Origin of the sequence: Wenzhouxiangella sp. XN201 (assembly GCF_011008905.1) — a bacterium.
Classification (GTDB): domain Bacteria; phylum Pseudomonadota; class Gammaproteobacteria; order Xanthomonadales; family Wenzhouxiangellaceae; genus Wenzhouxiangella.
In genome coordinates this window covers 634823-653491 of the sequence record NZ_JAAIVI010000017.1, presented here as the reverse complement: position 1 = coordinate 653491, position 18669 = coordinate 634823, and the positions used below count along the sequence as shown (strand labels likewise).

Annotated in this window: 12 protein-coding genes; 4 read left to right on the top strand and 8 right to left on the bottom strand. The window is 62.3% G+C overall.

All coding sequences use genetic code 11. The features are described from left to right. Nucleotides 1-51: 51 nt before the first annotated feature. The 5 genes from G4Y73_RS03380 to G4Y73_RS03360 form a co-directional block, all read right to left on the bottom strand. Nucleotides 52-1662: a BCCT family transporter gene (locus tag G4Y73_RS03380; RefSeq protein ID WP_164229373.1), complete on the bottom strand. Its 1611-nt coding sequence runs from the start codon at nt 1660-1662 to the stop codon at nt 52-54. A 103-nt stretch (nt 1663-1765) separates the two neighbouring features. Next, the gene (locus G4Y73_RS03375) at nt 1766-3034 is read right to left on the bottom strand and encodes a carbohydrate porin (RefSeq protein WP_205596463.1); all 1269 of its coding nucleotides are present in this window, start codon (nt 3032-3034) and stop codon (nt 1766-1768) included. 340 nt (nt 3035-3374) lie between these two features. Beyond that, nucleotides 3375-3914 carry a gamma-glutamylcyclotransferase family protein gene (locus G4Y73_RS03370; RefSeq protein ID WP_346426822.1) on the bottom strand — a complete coding sequence of 180 codons (540 nt, stop codon included), beginning with the start codon at nt 3912-3914 and terminating at the stop codon, nt 3375-3377. A 5-nt stretch (nt 3915-3919) separates the two neighbouring features. Next, the gene (locus tag G4Y73_RS03365) at nt 3920-4942 is read right to left on the bottom strand and encodes an HD domain-containing protein (protein WP_164229370.1); all 1023 of its coding nucleotides are present in this window, start codon (nt 4940-4942) and stop codon (nt 3920-3922) included. Nucleotides 4943-4951: 9 nt separating this feature from the next. Continuing rightward, the gene (locus G4Y73_RS03360) at nt 4952-5293 is read right to left on the bottom strand and encodes a Spx/MgsR family RNA polymerase-binding regulatory protein (RefSeq protein ID WP_164229368.1); all 342 of its coding nucleotides are present in this window, start codon (nt 5291-5293) and stop codon (nt 4952-4954) included. Nucleotides 5294-5435: 142 nt separating this feature from the next. Here G4Y73_RS03360 and G4Y73_RS03355 point away from each other — a divergent pair, with 142 nt between their 5' ends. Together G4Y73_RS03355 and G4Y73_RS03350 are read left to right on the top strand one after the other, a co-directional pair. Then, complete coding sequence (locus tag G4Y73_RS03355; protein ID WP_164229366.1) at nt 5436-6467, top strand: efflux RND transporter periplasmic adaptor subunit; 1032 nt, start codon at nt 5436-5438, stop codon at nt 6465-6467. Beyond that, nucleotides 6464-9685 carry an efflux RND transporter permease subunit gene (locus G4Y73_RS03350; protein ID WP_164229364.1) on the top strand — a complete coding sequence of 1074 codons (3222 nt, stop codon included), beginning with the start codon at nt 6464-6466 and terminating at the stop codon, nt 9683-9685. Before G4Y73_RS03355 ends, G4Y73_RS03350 begins: the two co-directional genes overlap by 4 nt. A 10-nt stretch (nt 9686-9695) precedes the next feature. On the opposite strand, the gene dapD is transcribed toward G4Y73_RS03350, so the two are convergent. From dapD to map, 3 genes are read right to left on the bottom strand one after another with little or no spacing between them, the layout of a single operon-like run. Beyond that, nucleotides 9696-10532 carry a 2,3,4,5-tetrahydropyridine-2,6-dicarboxylate N-succinyltransferase gene (gene dapD, locus G4Y73_RS03345; RefSeq protein ID WP_164229362.1) on the bottom strand — a complete coding sequence of 279 codons (837 nt, stop codon included), beginning with the start codon at nt 10530-10532 and terminating at the stop codon, nt 9696-9698. Between the two features lie 25 nt (nt 10533-10557). Further along, nucleotides 10558-13236, bottom strand: coding sequence for a [protein-PII] uridylyltransferase (glnD, locus tag G4Y73_RS03340; protein WP_164229360.1), 2679 nt, complete (start codon nt 13234-13236; stop codon nt 10558-10560). Beyond that, a complete protein-coding gene (gene map / locus G4Y73_RS03335) occupies nt 13233-14006 on the bottom strand; it encodes a type I methionyl aminopeptidase (RefSeq protein WP_164229358.1) in 774 nt (257 codons plus the stop codon). The genes glnD and map overlap by 4 nt, the downstream gene beginning before the upstream one ends. A 191-nt stretch (nt 14007-14197) precedes the next feature. On the opposite strand from map, the gene G4Y73_RS03330 reads away from it, so the two are divergent. Both G4Y73_RS03330 and G4Y73_RS03325 read left to right on the top strand, forming a co-directional pair. After that, nucleotides 14198-15436 carry an efflux RND transporter periplasmic adaptor subunit gene (locus G4Y73_RS03330; RefSeq protein ID WP_164229356.1) on the top strand — a complete coding sequence of 413 codons (1239 nt, stop codon included), beginning with the start codon at nt 14198-14200 and terminating at the stop codon, nt 15434-15436. Then, nucleotides 15436-18597, top strand: coding sequence for an efflux RND transporter permease subunit (locus G4Y73_RS03325; RefSeq protein WP_164229354.1), 3162 nt, complete (start codon nt 15436-15438; stop codon nt 18595-18597). Before G4Y73_RS03330 ends, G4Y73_RS03325 begins: the two co-directional genes overlap by 1 nt. Nucleotides 18598-18669 lie beyond the last annotated feature (72 nt).

The window sequence follows — 18669 nt, the reverse complement described above, 5'->3', positions numbered from 1 at the left end:
CATTCAGCACGGGGCCCGATTCACTTCTTGTTGTTATCGAAGGCCCGGACTTCAGGCGTGTCCGTGCTTGATCAGCACCAGTTCGTGAGTGAGGCCTTTGGCCAGACTTACGCACATGAACAGCAGCACGATCACGAACGGCAGACCGGTACTGACCGAGCCCGCCTGCAACGCATTGAGGGCAGCATCACCCCCGACTGCCAAAAGCACACCGGCCACGGCACCCTCCGTCACGGCCCAGAAGATCCGCTGGGGCACCGGTGCGTCGAGCTTGCCCCCGGCGGTGATGCTGTCGATCACCAGCGAACCCGAGTCCGACGAGGTGATGAAGAACACCAGTACCAGCACGATGGCCAGGAAGGATGTAATCGTTGTAAATGGCAGTTCGTTGAGCATCTGGAACAGCGCCAGCGAAGAGTCGCCAATGCCGCCAGCAAGCTCACCCACTTCTGCCTGGACCTGGTCAATACCGGCACCGCCGAATGCCGTCATCCACACGATGGTGACAACGACGGGCACGATCAGCACCGCCGTCATGAATTCACGCACGGTTCGACCGCGGGAAACGCGGGCGATGAACATGCCGACAAAGGGCGACCAGGAAATCCACCAGGCCCAGAAGAAGATGGTCCAGGCATGATAGAAGGTGTCGTCTTCACGACCGACCGGGTTGGACAGCGGCAGGAAGTACTGGACATACCCCGAGATGGTCGTCCCCGCATTGGCCAGAAAGGCAACGATCCCTCCGGCGAACATCACGAACAGCAGCAAGGCAGCGGCCACGAACATGTTGAGATTACTCAGAACCCGCACGCCGCCATGGATACCGCGGATAACAGAAACGACGGCAACTGCCGTCACGCCGATGATGATGGCGATCTGCGTCATCAGGCCACCGTCGATACCGAACAGGAAGGCCATGCCGCCAGCTGCCTGCTGCGCGCCCAGCCCCAGGGAGGTTGCGAGCCCGAACAGGGTGGCCAGAACCGCCAGGGTATCAATAAAGTGCCCGAACCAGCCCCAGACGCGGTCGCCGAGCAGGGGATAGAAGGTCGAACGAATGGTCAGCGGCATGCCCTTGTTGTAGGCGAAAAAGGCCAGCGACAACGCCACAACGCCGTAGATCGCCCAGGGGTGCAGACCCCAGTGATACATGGTGGCGCCCAGTGAGGCTTCAGCATCCCCACCGCCGACATTGAGCGGTGTTCCGTACCATTCGGTGAAATAGCCGACGGGTTCGGCAACGCCCCAGAACATCAGGCCAATACCCATCCCGGCGGCGAACAGCATCGCAAACCAGGACAGAACACCGAACTCTGGCTTGGCATCCTGCCCGCCCAGGCGAATCTTCCCCACCGGCAGCACGATCATTGCCAGACAAAACAGCACGAATATGTTGCCGGCCGTCAGGAACATCCAGTCGAACGTCTCTCCGATCCAGACGCGCGCCGCATTGAGCCACTCATTGGACACCTCGGGAAACATTAGCGACAGGACCACGAACAAGACGATCAGGGTTGCGCTGATGGCGAACACGGGATGGTGAATATCCATCCCCATGGCCTCGACATTGTCCTGACCGACTTCATAGTCGGTATCGTAGATCCGCTCGATCTGTTTTATTTCCTCTGGTTTCTCGTTTTGCTCGTCGAACTCACTCATGACGTTTTCTCCCTTCAATGGAACCCTCGAAAAGAGCGGCCCAATGCCGCCGCCGTCCTGATGGTCGGCTCGCGGACATCGGGCCGGACAGGTTCACCGTGATCTAGAAGTAATAGCCGAAGTTGATATTGAAACGCGCATTAGTTCCGGACTGAGTCGCCGAGTCCATCGAACCGCCGATAAACGGTTGATTTTCAGCCAGGATGAAGTCGATATAGGTGTACAAGCCGCCGGAAGTCACGGCCACGCCACTGACATTCATCCAAGTATCCTCGAGAGAGGCGGACTTATCGGTCACCAGTGAATAGTCGTTGTAGAAGGTCAGGTTGGAAACCGGGCCCCAGTTGACCGGCAGGCTGTAGGCGACGTTCGCGGTATATGAAGTCGCTTCGGATGCGATGGTGTCGAAGAAGTCGTACGCACCGACCGCCATCCGCTCCATTCCGTTGTCCATGTCATATTCGTACTCAGTCGCCTGAAGCTGCAGGTTCCAGGGGCCGTAGTTGCCCACGAGATGGGCAGCGACAGCATGCTGATCACCAATGGTGCTGCTGACATCATCAGTCACATCACCATACTGGCCGGAGAGACCGATTTCGGTCGAGTTGCCGTCGCCGTGCCCGAAGGTATAGGCCACACGTCCATTGAAGACATTGCTATCAAACGCAAAGCTCGACGGCGTGGCGAACGTTCCTTCGCTCGAGTCCCTGACACCGACGATGTCATAGGAATAACGATCATTGAGGAAATCGGGAAAATCACCACCATCGAAGCCGAGATAGCTGTCACCACTGCCCAATTCGTCGTTCCAGTAAAACGCACCCTGAATGTTCAGCGGGCCTTCGTCGTAGATCAGCTTGGTGCCGAAGTCATAATCGTCTTCCAGGCCGAGGTAGTAGTTCGAGCTGAAAAAGAAGCTGTGCGAGTTGTACGGCGTGACGCCGAATGGCACCTGGTTGACGCCAACCTGACCCTGCAGAGCATCGGAGAAATCATAGCCGACCCAGGCATGATGAATGACGTTCATATATTGATACCAGCGCCATTCGGCCGACAGAATCACGTCACCGACGGTCCCATCGAAGTTCAGGCGAACGGTGTCCATTTCGAAGATACCGTTGTTCTCCTTCGAGGAATCATTGTAGTCCTCGAGGACGTACTGAAATCGAACAGCACCGCCGACATCGATTTCCGTCCCTTTCTTCTCATCGTAGGTCTCGGCGGCGACCTCCTTCACCCTTTCTTCATCAGTATCGCCTTCCTCGACTTCGGCCAGGCGCGACTCCATCTGTTCACGCTTTTTTTCTTCTTCGTTACGCTCTGCGCGCAACTCATCGAGTTGCTGCTGCATCTCAAGCAGCTGCTGCTGCATACGATCGATCTGCTCCCGGAGCATCTCGGTTTCGTCCTGCCCTTCCGACGCCGACGCTACGGAAATGATGCAGGCCATGACCATGAACGCAGACAGTTTCAACCAGGATGGTTTGCGCATGACTTTCTCCCTCAGCAGTCAGGTGACAAATCACATTCTGCAGCCGTACCAGAGCCGGCACGAACCAGGAGGACTTGCGCAGAGCGCGCTTGTATTGAACAAGCGCGCCAGAACGAAGGAACCCGATTCGTGTTCCGACTTGAACGCGCCACAGAAGCTCTAGATTAATATCACCTTAACAGACCGATTCGCCAGAACGCAAACAGGTCCGTGACGCACTTCATCTCCTGTAATGGGAGGGCACGGGCAAGCGCATCCCTTCAAGAATGTTTCGTGCACGCTCTTGGTCAGGATCCATCTCGGAGGGCTGATCTTCGACTAACTGTACATACGATTCATCAAAGCGATGAAACCTTGCACCGGCAACAATCAATTCAACGTACCAGTCGAAAGGCAATATCGAGCCTGAAAGCCAGTGGGAGGGAGACAGATAAGTGAATGCATGAACATTCTCATCGTTCATGCTGACAGTGACGGGAAATGTTTCGTAGCCACGGCCGCAACCTTCGAAGACGTCGAGCCGGCTTACTTGATCAGGCCTGAGCGAATAGGCCGCCGCGAGAGCGCTTGCTTCACTGCCCGGCACGGCATGAAGATTGGCCTTGGCCGATCCGTCGCCGCCCCGCTTCTCGAACCGAAGCGACCAGCCAGGTAACTCCACGGTACCGAGCAACTCCACCGACCCGATTCGAGCCTCGAGTCGTGACGGATGCAGGTTGGATCCGTATGCCAGGTAGATTCGTGACCGCCCGGACGGCATCGCAACTAGACGAGCCCCCTGGGTCGAAACAGCTGGTCGTGCAGGTTGAGGGCATAGCGGTCGGTCATGCCCGCAACATAGTCGAGCACCTGCGTGAGGCGATCGGCATCGGCAATGCAATAAGTTTCCGGGATCTGCTCGGGATGGGCGAGCATGTAATCCACCAAGTGGTGGATGATGCCGCGTGCACGCTCGTTCTGTGCCGCCGCTTCAGGACGCAGGTAGACGCGTTCGAACATGAATTCACGAAAGCGCTTCATGGCCTGGAGCACATCGGCCCGCATGACGATCTTGCCGCGACGAATCGACTCGTCGATGACCGCCTCGATCATCTCGTTGATCCAGCTCCTGCCCGCAAGCGGACCCAGCACTTCGATGACCTCCGCAGGCACGTCACTGGCCTCGATCACGCCGGCCCGCAAGGCGTCCTGCAGGTCGTGATTCAGATAGGCGATGCGATCGGCATAACGGCAGATCCAGCCCTCCGGCGTATTCGGGGGCGGCTTGACGCGCCAGGTGTGCGCACGGATGCCGTCAAGCACCTCCCAGCTGAGGTTGCGCGGCTCGAGCACTCGGAAGATACGAACACCTTGCTCTGAGTGGAGCCACTCGCTGTCGTCCATATAATCCGACAGGGCTGCCTCGCCGGTGTGACCGAACGGCGTATGACCGCAGTCATGCGCCAGGCAAATGGCTTCGGTCAGCGTTTCGTTGAGACCGAGTGCAGAAGCCAGCGCCCGGGCGACCTGCGTCACCTGCAGGGTGTGCGTCATCCGCGTGACGAAATGATCGCCTTCCGGATTGATGAAGACCTGGGTTTTATGCTTGAGTCGCCGGAAGGCCTTTGAATGCAGCACACGGTCCCGATCGACTTCGAATGCCGTGCGATAGCGATCGGGCGCTTCTTCATGTTCACGCCCGCGCGAATGCACCGAACGGGTGGCCAGCGGCGACAGCTCGCGCTCGCGCGCTTCCCGCTGCTGGCGTGTCACCGCCCTGAGTCCAGGCTCTCCGACCGGCTTATCCATGGTCCAACTCTACAGCTTCGACCGTACGGAATCAGTGAAACCGACGTGAACGGCACCATTGTGCTCGAACACCGGTCGCTTGATCAGGGTCGGATGCTTGTTCAGTATCTGTGCAGCCTGCTCGTGATCCAGGACCGCTTCCCGCGTCGCTTCGTCGAGCCCGCGCCAGGTCGTCGAACGCCGGTTGATCAGCCGCTCCGGACCAACGGCGTCCAGCCAGCGCTGCACGTCGGCGGCCTCCAGGCCATCCCCGCGCAAATCGTGCCAGACATGAGGACGATCCGAATCTTGCAGCCAGCGCCGAGCCTTTCGGCAGGAATCACAGGACTGAATACCGTAGACTTTCAGCATGTTGCCTCTGCTCTTGTGTGAATTGGAATTGCCCGACCGCCAGCAAATTAGATGGGGCAGGCACGGCATCGGCACAAGTCACGGTGCTGGTATTTATATAAGATTATGCTAATATATTGTATATTCCAACGGGGTTGATGCCATGGGTGTTGCAAATCACATCAAGACTGCGGCGTTCCTGGCGCTGCTGCTGGTCGGGGCACCGTCCGCCGGGGCCAGCGGCTGGGCGAGCGTCGAGCGCGGGCCGCTGATCGAAACGCTGAGACTGGACGGCATGATTGAGGCCGTCCAGGAAAGCACCGTTTCGGCGCAGACGGCCGGCACCATCGTCGAATTACCCTTCGATGTCGACGATGTGGTCGAGGCCGGGGCTCTGATTGCCCGACTTGACGACACCGAACAGCGTGCCCGGCTCGAGCAGGCCCAGGCCAACCTGGAGGAAGCGGAATCCGGCCGCGAGGATGCCAGCCAGCGCTACCAACGCATTGAGCCTCTGGCCGAGCGCGGGGTCGCATCTCAGTCCGATCTCGACCAGGCGCGCAACGCACTCAGCGCAGCCCGGGCGCGTGTGGCGCGATCGCGAAGCGCGATCGAGGAAGCCCGGGAACAGCTCGACTACACCCGCATCACTGCGCCTTATGGGGGCGTCATCACGGCCCGTCACGTCGAAATCGGAGAATCAGTGCGGCCGGGCCAGGCATTGCTGAGCGGCTTTGCCCTCGACCCCCTGCGCGTTGTTGCTTCAGTGCCGCAACGCTACGTCGACCGCGTCGACGAAGTCAGCCACGGTGGGCTGCGCGTCATGCTCGACGACGGACGCGAGCTGACCACCGGCGCGATCACGCGCTTTCCCTTCGCCCAGGCCGCCGGTCACGGCGTGACCTTTCGCATCGCCGTTGATAACGGCGACCTGAGCGTCTATCCGGGGCAGCTCGTGCGTGTCTTGCTCCCGGTGGAAAGGCGTGAGGCGCTGTGGATTCCGGCCGAGAGCCTGCTCCGACGCAGTGAATTGCGCGCCGTATTCGTTCGCGATGGTGCCGGAGCGCCCAGACTGCGCCAGGTTCGTATTGGCGTGCGCGACGGTGATCGACTGGAAGTCCTCTCGGGCCTGAGCGAAGGCGAGGAAGTCGCGCTCGATCCCGAAACCCACTTCGCCCGGCCGTCACCGCAATGAATCTGACCCGCTCTCAGCTGGGCCCGTCGGGACACATCGCACGCGCTTTCCAGGACTCGCGGCTGACGCCGTTGCTGGCCGCCGTGGGTATCATTGCCGGCCTCCTGGCCGTGATGATCACACCCAAGGAGGAAGAGCCACAGATCGACGTCACGATGGCCGACGTGTTCGTGCCCTTCCCCGGCGCCAGCGCCAGGGAAGTCGAGTTTCTGATCACCAATCCCGGCGAACAGATTTTCGACGAGATTTCCGGTGTCAAGCACGTCTATTCGACTTCGCACCAGGGCCAGGCGGTGATCACCGTCGAATTCGAGGTCGGCATTCCCCGCCAGGACGCCCTGGTCCGCCTCTATAACAAGGTCTATTCGAACAGTGACTGGTTTCCGGCCGATCTGGGCGCCGGGCAGCCGGTGGTCAAGCCCAAGGGCATCGATGACGTCCCGATCGTCACCCTCACCCTCTACGATCCCGATGGCCGCCAGACGGGCGAAGAGCTGACTCGCCTGGCCCACACACTTGAAGTTGCCCTCAAGCGGGTTCCGGGCACACGCGATGTCTACACCGTCGGCGGCGTGCCCGACCGCGTGGATGTGATCTTCGATCCGGCCCAACTGGCCGGTTACGGTCTGACGCTGGCCGATATTCGCGACGCGATCCAGGCGGCCAACAGCAGCGCCGGCGAGTCACGCATCGTGCGCGACGGGGTATCGATTCCATTGCAGTCCGGCAGCCTGCTGGAAACCGCCGAACAGGTTCGGCGCCTGGTCGTCGGGATGCATGGCGACAGCGCCCTGCGGCTGGGCGATATCGCCAGCGTCCGACGCGGCCAGACGGTGCCGGATCAGAGCGTGATGCTGGGCTTCGGCCCGAGCAGTGAAAGCGGCAAAGGACAGGTCTACCCGGCCGTCACACTGGCCGTGGCCAAGAAGCCGGGCGAGAACGCCATCGATATCGCCAATGCCGTGCGGGATCGATTGGACACGCTGAAAGGACGGGTCATTCCCGACAACACCGAAGTGCTGGTCACCCGCAACTACGGCGAGACCGCCTCGGACAAGGCCCGGTCACTGATCCGGGACCTGATTTCGGCCACCGTCGCCGTGATCCTGCTGGTGCTGGCCACCATGGGCTGGCGCCAGGCGGTGATCGTGGGCCTTTCGGTACTGGTCACCCTGCTACTGACCCTGGTGTTTTCCTGGGCCTGGGGCTTCACTCTGAATCGTGTTTCGCTTTTTGCCCTGATCTTCTCGATCGGCATCCTGGTCGATGACGCCATCGTCATCGTCGAGAATGTCCATCGCCGCATCAACATCTCGAAACGGCCTCTCCGAGAAATCGTGCCCATTGCAGTCGACGAGGTCGGCACACCCACCATCATGGCGACGCTGACGGTCATGGCCGCCCTCATCCCCATGGCTTTCGTGACCGGGCTGATGGGCCCCTACATGGGCCCGATTCCGATCAACGCTTCGGCTGGCATGGTGCTCTCGCAAGTAGTCGCGTTCGTGCTCGCGCCCTGGCTGGCGGTGCGTCTGCTTCGGCGGGAGGGCAACCCGGATGAAACAGCGGACAGCTCACACCAGGAAAACTCGGCCGAAGGCATCAATCCGCGCCTGCATCGCTTCTTCTTGACCGTATTCACACCGTTCCTGGGCGACAACCGCCGGCGACGCTGGCTGCTGGCCGGCGGCGTCGTGGGACTGACCCTGCTGGTGGCACTGCTGCCGGTCTTCCAGGCCGTGATCCTCAAGATGCTGCCGTTCGACAACAAATCCGAACTGCAAGTGGTGGTCGACCTGCCCGAGCACACGCCCATGGAGGAAACCATGCGCGTATTGTTGGACATGGGCAAGTACCTCTCCACGGTTGACTCGGTGGCCGACTGGCAGGCCTACGCCGGCACCGCCTCTCCGATCAACTTCAACGGCCTGGTGCGACAGTACTACCTCAGGGGCGAGCCCTATCACGGCGACCTGCAGATCAACCTGGTCGAGGATCGCGATCTGCAGTCGCACGAACTGGCCCTCGACCTGCGTGCCCCTCTCACGACGATCGGCGAGCGCTACGGAGCCGCGGTAAAAATCGTCGAGGTCCCGCCCGGTCCACCGGTGCTCTCGCCGGTGGTCGCCGAAGTCTACGGCCCCACGCCCGAGGCGCGCGCCGAGCTGGCAGGTTCCCTGGCCGAACAGATGGCACACATCGACGGCCTGGTCGATATCGACACCACCGTCACCGCAGCAACAGAGCGCTGGCAGGTCATTGTCGATCGGCACCGTGCGGCGACCCTGGGCGTTTCCCAGGCCCAGGTGGTCGACGCCCTGGCCGTGGCACTGGGCGATCGCAACATCAGCTATCTGCGCGACCCCGGCGCCAAGCACGCCGTGCCCATTCGCGTGATGCTCCAGGAAGGTGACCAGGCACAGCCATCGGCCCTGATGTCGCTGCCAGTGACAAATCGTGAGGGCGCAATCATCCGCCTGGCCGACGTCGCCCGAATCGAGGCCTCGCAGTGGCCGGGCATCATCCAGCACAAGGACCTGCTGCCGGTGACCTACGTCACTGCCGACATGGCGGGCGATATCGATTCGCCGCTGTATGGCATGTTCGCCATGGCGTCCGAACTCTACGACCAGTCGGGCGCACCGACACAACACTGGATCAACCAGCCCGACTGGCCTGGCACGCCGACGCTGAAATGGGACGGCGAATGGCAGATCACCTACGAGACCTTTCGCGACATGGGCCTCGCCTATGCCGTGGGCGTATTCGTGATCTTCCTGTTGCTGGTCGCACAGTTCCGTGCCTACCTGATTCCGCTGATCGTCATGGCACCGATTCCGCTCACCCTGATCGGCATCCTGCCCGGCCACGCCCTGCTTGGCCGTGAGTTCACGGCCACCAGCATGATCGGCATGATTGCGCTCGCCGGCATTATCGTGCGCAATTCCATCCTGCTGGTGGTGTTCATCCGGCAGCTGCTCGACGAGGGCGAACCGCTGGAGGATGCGGTCGTGCTGGCCGGGGTGGTAAGGCTCAAGCCGATCGCGCTCACCGCGATTTCGGCCATGCTGGGCGCAGCCTTCATCCTGCCCGACCCGATCTTCAACGGCTTGTCGATCTCGCTGATCTTCGGCCTGGCGGTTTCGACGCTGATGACCGTGCTGTTAGTTCCCCTGCTTTACTACGTCTTCATCGGTGATCGCGAAGAGAGGGTCTGAACGATCGGCTTCAGCGCGCAGCACGTAGCAGCTCGTTGACCGAGGTGCGTGATCGGGTCTTTTCGTCGACCTGCTTGACGATGACGGCGGCATAAAGGCTGTGGCTGCCGTCCTTGGCCGGCAGGCTGCCTGCCACCACGACCGAGCCGGCCGGTACGCGACCGGTGGTGATTTCGCCGGTCTCGCGGTTGTAGATGCGTGTCGACTGGCCCAGGAAGACCCCCATGCCGATGACTGCGCCCTTCTCGACGATCACGCCCTCGACCACTTCCGAGCGCGCGCCGATAAAGCAGCCATCCTCGATGATGGTCGGGTTGGCCTGCAGGGGCTCGAGTACGCCGCCGATGCCGGCGCCGCCCGAAACATGCACGCCCGAGCCGATCTGGGCGCAGGAGCCGACTGTCGCCCAGGTGTCGATCATGCTGCCCGCGCCGACATAAGCCCCGATATTGACGTAGCTGGGCATGAGCACGACATCGTCGCCAATATGCGCGCCGCGCCGAACGGTCGCCGTCGGCACCACTCGTGCCCCGCAGCGATCCGGTGTATCGACTTCATCGGAAAAGCGCAGGTCGACCTTGTCGAAATAGCTGCTCACACCACCTTTCATCACACGATTGGGCGTCATGCGGAAATGCAGCAGGATGGCCTGCTTGAGCCAGCCGTTGACCTGCCACTGGCCGTCTTCGCACGGCTCCGAAACACGCAGCTCCCCAGATTCGAGGCCCTGCAGGCAGGTATCGATCTGCCCGCGCAGCTCATCGTCGACCGTGTCAGGTGACAGTTCACCGCGGCGGTCCCAGGCGGCTTCGATAGCGAGTTGCAGTTTGTCGAGGTTGTTAATCATGGGTCCCAGGGTCAGATTTTGGGTGTTAGGGCTTTAGTTTAGCGCCCGAGTCCCGTGCCGCGACATCCAGCCGCTTGCGAAGCTCCTCCTCCAGTAAATCGCAGGCGTCCCGATCGAGCGGGCGGCCGTCTGTCCCGGTGACGGTGAAGAAGTCTTCGACGCGCTGGCCGAAAGTGGCCACGCGGGCGTCGTGCAGGCGCAGGCCGCGGGCGACCAGGGCCTCGGCGATGGCCGAGAGCAGGCCCGGCCGATCGGTGGCGGCGATCTCGAGTTCGGTCACGCCCTGGCCGGCCGACAGCATGATCTCGGCACGACCCATAAAGGGCTGCAGACGGCGCGGCACCGGCCGTGGCGGTAGCGGTCGAACCTCGCGCGCCCGGAGTTGCTCGACCAGCGCCCTTTTCAGGCGCTCGGCATCGGATTCATACAGCGGCTGGCTGTGAGCGTCCATCACCTGGAACAGGTCCCAGCTCAGACCGTCCGCGGTGGTGACGACGCGCGCGGCCAGAACATTGAGCTGCATGCGATCGAGCTCGCGCGCAACGACGGCGAACAGTCCCGCAAAGTCCGCCGCGTGCACAAAAATCTCGCTGATGCCCTTGTCTTCCAGGGCGCGGCAGGCCACCAACGGCCGCTCGGGCTCGTCAAGCACCAGGGCCGTTGTCCACGCCAGCTGCTCGGCGTCCAGGCGCAGGAAGGCCCGCTCGGGCAGGTACTGCCAGCACTCGGCTATACGGGCAGCGTCAATACCCTGTTCCCGCAGCACCTCTTCTGCCTCGCCGCGCGTTTCTTCCAGGCTGGCCTGACGATCCATGGTCTGATCCGGGCCGCGACCGAGGGTCTCGGTCGCTGCCAGATAGAGCTCCCACAACAGGCTGTCCTTCCAGGAATTCCACAGCCGGGGACTGGTCGCCGCGATATCGGCCACGGTCAGCACGAACAGGTGGTCGAGATAGCGCTGGTTGCCGACCTTCTCGGCAAAACGATTGACCACTTCCGGGTCCGAGATATCCTCGCGCTGGCTGGTTCGCGACATCAGCAAATGCTCCCGCACCAACCACACAACCAGTTCACGATCAGCATCGGAGAGGTCGAGCCGATCGACGAATCTCCGGGCGTCGTCGGCCCCCAGCTCGGAATGATCGCCCCCCCTGCCCTTGGCGATATCGTGGAAGAGCGCGGCCAGGTAGAGCACTTCGGGCCGCTCGATGCGCTTGAAGATCTCGATGGCGTGGTTGAAGCGATCCGGGTGCTTGGCGTAGGCAAACCGCCGCAAATTACGGATCACGAACAGGGTGTGCTGATCGACCGTATAGACATGGAAGAGGTCGAACTGCATCCGCCCGGTTATTTGTGCGAACTCCGGCAGCAGCGCGGCGAGTACGCCATAGCGGTTCATGCGGGCGAGCTGGCTGTAGACCAGGCGACTGCGCCTGAGCAAGGACAGGAACTGGTCAAGGATCTCGGGGTCGCGGCGAAATTCCTCGTCGATCAGGTAGAGATGCTCGCGCACCAGCCGGATGGTGGTCGCGCGTACGCCGCGGGCGTCGGGATGATCGGCCAGCACCAGGAACATACGCATGATCAGCGACGGGTCCTTGACCAGGGCGTGCGGATCCTTGAGCTCGAGGTAGCCGTGCCGGATCCGGAAATGCTCGTCGATGTCGGCCGAGGGCAGGTGTCGGCGGCCGGCCAATAGCTCCTCGTCGAACGTCTGCAGCAGGCGTTCATTGAGCCGCTCGAGCTGCATGACATTGCGGTAATAGGTCTGCATGAAACGCTCGACCGGTTCGTTGCTCTCGCTGCAGGCGCCGTATCCGAAACGCTCGGCCAGCCGACGCTGATACTCGAACAGCAGGCGCTCTTCGGCTCGCCCGGCAGTGTCGTGCAGGGCCCAGCGCAGGCGCCACAAATGATCACGACCGGCAACCAGGTCCTCGTGTTCGCGCTCGCTCAGGAAACCGTGTTCGACCAGGCCGTGCAACGTCGAGGTGCCGAAATGCCGGCGCGTGACCCAGGCGATCATCTGCATGTCCCGCAGACCACCCGGCCCTTCCTTGAGATTGGGCTCGAGGTTGTAGACCGTGTCCTCGAACTGCTCGTGCCGGGCGTCCTGCTCCTCGACCTTGGCGGAGAAGAAGGCATCGGCCGGCCACAGGGCGGGCGGATCGGTGCGTTCGCGCATCTGCCTGTAGGACTGGCCGCTGCCGGCCATCAGCCGCGATTCCATCAGATTGGTCGCCACAGCGACGTCCTTTTTCGCCTCGCTGACACATTCATCGACGCTGCGTACGCTGTGGCCTGGATTCAGGTCGACATCCCAGAGCACCTGGATGAAGCGCTCCAGCGCAGCATCATGAGATCCCTGCGCTTCCGGATACAGAATCAAGAGATCGACATCGGAATGCGGGTGCAGCTCCCCGCGACCAAAGCCTCCGACGGCACAGAGTTCGAAGCCCTCGTCATCCGGAACCAGCCGGGCCCAGGCAGTCAGCACCAGCTGCTCGACCACCCAGGCGCGAGCATGGACCAGCTCGCGAATGTCGGTATCTTTGGAAAACAGGCGGCCCAGTTCGGCGTCGGCGGAGCTGCGCGCCTCGCCCAGGGCGCGGGTCAGGAGTTCAGGATCGGATTCCAGTGCAGCCAGGGCCGCCAGATCGAGGCAATCCCGGGTAGCCGGAACGGCGCCGAGTCTTTCAATCACAGCGAGTCGTCGGGCAACCGCGTCAGGACATCGAAACCATCTTCGGTAACCGCCAGTGTGTGCTCCCACTGCGCCGTCAGGCTGCGATCACGGGTGATTACCGTCCAGCCATCGGGCAAGAGCTTGGTGTGGGGTTTTCCCAGGTTGATCATCGGCTCGATCGTAAACGTCATGCCCTTTTCCAGCTTCAGACCCTCTCCCGGGCGGCCGTAGTGCAACACTTGCGGCGCCTCGTGGAATCCGCGGCCGATGCCGTGTCCGCAGTATTCGCGCACCACCGAACAGCGCTCGCCCTCCGCGTATTGCTGAATGGCGTGGCCGATGTCACCCAGGGTGGCGCCGGGCTTGACGGTTTCGATCCCTCGCAGCATGGCCTGGTGGGCCACTTCACAGATCCGATGGGCCTTCACCGAAGGCTCACCAACGTAGAACATCTTCGAAGTATCGCCGTGCCAGCCATCCTTGATGACGGTGACGTCGATATTGACAATATCGCCACCCTTGAGCTTCTTGTCGCCGGGAATACCGTGGCACACGACGTGGTTGACCGAGGTGCAGATCGACTTCGGAAATCCCTTGTAGTCGAGCGGCGCCGGCACGGCATCGAGCTCGTCGACGATGTACTCGTGGGCAATGCGATCCAGCTCGCCGGTGGTCACGCCGGGGCGCACATGCTCGCGTAGCAGGGCCAGAACGCTGGCGGCCTGCTGACCGGCCACCCGCATGGCCTCGATTTCCTCGGCTGTCTTGATGTGAATTTGGTGATTCATGGGAGATAATTGTTCGACTTGGCGCCAGTCTACCCGAAAGCCCTCAATATGGCGCCACGGACACGGCTTTTCCAGCCGATATGACTTTCGGCCCATGCCTTCTGGCACGTGTATCCGAACCCCGGAGATGACAGCATGGGGACCACTGCAATTTTGAACTCGAAACCCGCGACCCGGGACACGCGAACCCCATGAAAAAGAAGCTTCGATACGTTCTGCCGCCGGCGCTGGTCGCCGCCTCGATCATCGTCGTCGTCTTTCTGGCCAGCAACCGCCCCGATCCACCCGAGCGCGACCCGGTGGAAACGGCCATGATGGTCGACACCATCGCCGCCGAAACGGCCGGTGAGCATTTCACGGTCGAGGCGCAGGGTACGGTCCAGCCGCGCACCCAGACCACTTTGGTGCCCGAAGTCAGCGGCAAGGTCAACCGCATCGCTGAGAATTTCGTCGCCGGCGGTTTTTTCCGCGCCGGCGAGGTACTGGTCGAGATCGATCCCAGCGACTACCAGACAGCCGTCAAGCAGGCCCAGGCTGACCTCGCCGCTGCACGCGCACGACTTGCCGACGAACAGTCCCGCTCGGACCAGGCTCGCCGCGACTGGCAGCGCCTGCACGGCGATGACCGCGAACCATCAGAACTGGTACTGCGCATTCCGCAGCTCGAGCAGGCCAAGGCATCGGTTCTGGCAGCCGAAGCCGCCCTGGACGGCGCCCGGCGGGACCTCGAGCGCACGCGCATCTCGCTGCCCTACGACGGCATGGTCCGTTCCCGTTCGGTCGATATCGGCCAGTACGTCGGGGTCGGAACGACTCTGGGCGTCGCCTTCGCGGTCGACGAAGCCGAGGTTCGCCTGTCGCTGCCTGACCGCGACCTGGCCTTCCTCGACCTGCCACAACCAGGTCGCGAAGCGGGTCCGCGACCGACGGTCCGCTTCTTCGGTGACGTCAGCGGCCAACGCGGCAGCTGGACCGGGGAGATCGTGCGCACCGAGGGCGTGATCGAGGAATCCACGCGCCTGACCTATGCCGTGGCCCGAATCCAGGATCCGTACGGCCTGCTGGGCGAGGAACGCCAGGTGGCATTGCCCATGGGCACCTATGTGCGAGCCGACATCCAGGGCCGCTCAGCGGCCGGCCTGATCGAGCTGCCGCGCGAGACCCTGCGCGAAGGCGACCGGCTGTTCATTGCCGACGCAGACAATCGACTGGACGTTCGTCATGTGGATGTCGTTCGTTCAACGGCCGAGAGGGTTTACCTGGCCGATTCCGTCGAGCCGGGGGAGCGCGTCATTACCACAGCCATCGCCGCTCCGATTCCGGGCACCCGACTGAATGTGCGCGAATCGCCATCGGTTGAGCCGGAGTTGCGTATCCTGCCGGCGGACGAATCCGACATCGCTGCCACCACGGAAGCGGAGCAGCCCTGATGCAATCCGAGCGCAACTGGTACGGCAACATCATTGCCTGGTTTGCCCACAATTCGGTGGCTGCCAATCTACTGATGCTGTGTCTGCTGTTTGGCGGCCTGGTCACGGCTTTCACCATTACCAAGGAAATCCAGCCGAGGATCGAGACCAACTACGTCACGGTGACCGTGCCCTATCGCGGTGGCACGCCACGCGACGTCGAGCAGGGCGTGCTGATCAAGATCGAGGAGACCATCCAGGACCTCGAAGGCATCCGCGAGATGGTATCGACCGGTCGTGAAGGCTCGGGCAGCGTTCAGATCGAGGTCCACCCCGACTACGACGTGCTCGAAGTCCTCGATGAGATCAAAACGCGCGTTGACTCCATCTCGACATTTCCGGCCGAAACCGAGCGCCCGGTCTACCAACGCAACACCTGGACGCAGGAGGTCATCTGGGTGTCGGTTTTCGGCGATGTCGACGAGCGCACGCTCAAGGAAGCCGCGCGGAACATTCGAGACGAGATCATCGCCCTGCCCGACGTCACCCGTGCCGAACTGGTCGGCACCCGTGCCTACGAAATCGGCATCGAGGTCCGCGAGGAGACGCTACGGTCCTATGACCTCACGCTCGGCGAAGTGGCCCAGGCGATTCGCGAGTCCTCGCTCGACCTGCCGGGCGGGCGCATCGAGACCGCCGGCGGCGATGTGCTGGTGCGCACCATCGGCCAGGCCTACGTGGGCCGCGACTTCGAGGACATCGTCGTGCGCACCGATCCCGACGGCTCGCGTGTGCTGGTACGCGACATCGCCACTATCCGCGACGGTTTTGTCGAGCGCGAGCGCTATGCCCGCCACAACGGCCAATCGGCCACCGCCATCCGTATCCTCAGCGTAGGCGAGCAGAACGCGCTGGCCGTTTCCGAGGCCGTGCGCGACTATGTCGCCCAAAAGCAGGATGAACTGCCGGCCGGGATCAGCGTCGACTGGTGGGCCGACATCTCCTACTACCTGAAAGGCCGCATGGAGATGATGGGCAAGAACCTCGTCGCCGGCGCCATCCTGGTCTTTCTGATCCTCGCCCTGTTCCTGCGCCTGAAACTGGCTTTCTGGGTCATGGTCGGACTGCTGATCGCGTTCCTCGGTGCGCTGTGGATGCTGCCGGCCGTGGGGGTGACCATCAACCTGATCAGCCTGTTCGGCTTCCTTGTGGTGCTTGGCATCGTCGTCGACGACGCCATCGTCATGGGCGAGTCCGCCTACACGGAGATTCGTGAACGGGGGCACTCGATCGACCACGTGGTCGACGGCGTCTACAAGGTCGCCATTCCCGCCACCTTCGGCGTGCTGACCACGATTGCCGCCTTCCTGCCGATCCTGATGATCTCCGGCATCTCGGGGCAGTTTTTCGCGGCCATTGGCTGGGTGGTGGTGCTGTGCCTGTTCATGTCGCTGATCGAATCCAAGCTCATTCTTCCGGCCCACCTGGCGCATATGCGCGTCAAGAAGTTCGAGCCGGACACCACCAATCGATTCATCCGCTTCCAGCGCCGCTTTTCCGACGGCCTGTTCACCTTCGTCGACCGCTACTACCTGCCATCGCTGGGCGTCCTGTTGCGCAACCGCTACCTGTCTCTGGCCGGCTTCGTTTCGGTGCTCATCCTGTCGCTGGGCCTGATTGTCAGCGGAGCCATGCGCGTGGTGTTCTTCCCGGACTTTGCCGGCGACTTCATGCAGGTCAACCTGGAAATGAACGAGGGCACGCCGGCCTACGTCACGCATGCCAACATGGACTACCTGGCCGAGCAGTTGGAAGCCACCGACAAAAAGCTTCAGGAGGAGCACGGTCTGGACGAGCCCCTCGTGCGGACCGTATTCGCCTGGTCGGGATCCGACACCAGCGGCGGCATGCTGGTAGAGATGGCGCTCAAGGAAGACAGCCCGGTGACCATCAACGAACTGCAGCGCGAATGGCGCGAAGCCGTCGGCCAGATTCCCGGCGCTCGTGGCCTGCAAATTGGTAACGCCGGCGGCGGCCCGGGCGGCGGCGGTCCCGACCTGTCTTTCCAGCTTGTCGGCAGCGACCTCGATCAGCTCGAAGCAGCCGCTGCTGAACTCGAGAGCCGGGTCACCGGCTACGACGGTGCCTACGACGTGCGAAACTCCTTCGAAGGTGGTCTCAAGGAATTGCAGCTCGAGATCAAACCCGGGGCCGAAGTGCTCGGCCTGAGCCAGCAGAATCTGGCCCGCCAGGTACGCCAGGCTTTCTTCGGCGAGGAAGTACAGCGCATCCAGCGAGGCCAGGACGATGTGCGCGTTATGGTGCGCTACCCGCGCGAGCAACGCACCTCCGAAGGGTACCTGGAAGATATGCGCATTCGTACGCCTGATGGTTCGGAAGTGCCCTTTGGCGCGGTCGCCGACGTGGAAGTCGGCAACAGCCCTTCGGTGATCCGCCGATTCGATCGCCAGCGCTCCATCAGCGTCACCGCCCGGGTCGACAAGGACGTGGCCGAACCGGGCCGCATCACCACCGAACTGCGTGAGACCCACCTGCCGGAGATTCTCGCCAGCTACCCCAGCGTCAGTTACCGGGTGTCGGGGGCCACGCGAAGCCAGCAGGAAGTTGCGCGCGACCTTTTGCTTGGCACGGCCTTCGCCTTGTTCCTCATTTATGCGCTGATCGCGGTGCCCCTGCGATCGTACCTGCAGCCGCTTCTGATCATGTCGGTCATTCCCTTCGGCATGGTCGGCGCCGTGGTCGGCCATTGGTTGCTGGGCATCCCGATCAGCATGTTGAGCCTGTTCGGCATCATTGCCCTGGCCGGCGTGGTCGTCAACGACAGCCTGATCCTGGTCGATTTCGTCAATCGCAGCCGGCGGGCCGGCGAATCGCGCATCGATGCTGCCGTCAAGGCCGCCCGAGCCCGCTTCCGGCCGATCATCCTGACCTCTGCGACCACTTTCCTGGGCCTGGCGCCGATCGTGTTCTTCGAAAAGAGCCTGCAGGCGCAGATCGTCGTTCCGATGGCTGCATCCCTGGCCTTCGGCATCGTTTTCGCCACGGTCATCACGCTGGGCCTGATCCCGATCCTCTACCTGATCGGCGATGACTTCGTCCATTTCGTTCAGCGCATCACCGGCCGCGAACGGACCGGCATGGTGGCCTCGCAGGAAAGTTGAAACCGGAAGCTTGTCGCCCCGTAAGGCGCTTAGCGCCTTTCCGGGGCCTCGCGCGCTTCGGTCGGCTATCAT

What these genes read in the sequence shown, in the direction of transcription:
- G4Y73_RS03380 (WP_164229373.1), bottom strand. Translation starts at nt 1,662, where the DNA reads ATGAGTGAGTTCGACGAGCAAAACGAGAAACCAGAGGAAATAAAACAG.
- G4Y73_RS03375 (WP_205596463.1), bottom strand. Translation starts at nt 3,034, where the DNA reads ATGCAGCAGCAGCTGCTTGAGATGCAGCAGCAACTCGATGAGTTGCGC.
- G4Y73_RS03370 (WP_346426822.1), bottom strand. Translation starts at nt 3,914, where the DNA reads ATGCCGTCCGGGCGGTCACGAATCTACCTGGCATACGGATCCAACCTG.
- G4Y73_RS03365 (WP_164229370.1), bottom strand. Translation starts at nt 4,942, where the DNA reads ATGGATAAGCCGGTCGGAGAGCCTGGACTCAGGGCGGTGACACGCCAG.
- G4Y73_RS03360 (WP_164229368.1), bottom strand. Translation starts at nt 5,293, where the DNA reads ATGCTGAAAGTCTACGGTATTCAGTCCTGTGATTCCTGCCGAAAGGCT.
- G4Y73_RS03355 (WP_164229366.1), top strand. Translation starts at nt 5,436, where the DNA reads ATGGGTGTTGCAAATCACATCAAGACTGCGGCGTTCCTGGCGCTGCTG.
- G4Y73_RS03350 (WP_164229364.1), top strand. Translation starts at nt 6,464, where the DNA reads ATGAATCTGACCCGCTCTCAGCTGGGCCCGTCGGGACACATCGCACGC.
- dapD (WP_164229362.1), bottom strand. Translation starts at nt 10,532, where the DNA reads ATGATTAACAACCTCGACAAACTGCAACTCGCTATCGAAGCCGCCTGG.
- map (WP_164229358.1), bottom strand. Translation starts at nt 14,006, where the DNA reads ATGAATCACCAAATTCACATCAAGACAGCCGAGGAAATCGAGGCCATG.
- G4Y73_RS03330 (WP_164229356.1), top strand. Translation starts at nt 14,198, where the DNA reads ATGAAAAAGAAGCTTCGATACGTTCTGCCGCCGGCGCTGGTCGCCGCC.
- G4Y73_RS03325 (WP_164229354.1), top strand. Translation starts at nt 15,436, where the DNA reads ATGCAATCCGAGCGCAACTGGTACGGCAACATCATTGCCTGGTTTGCC.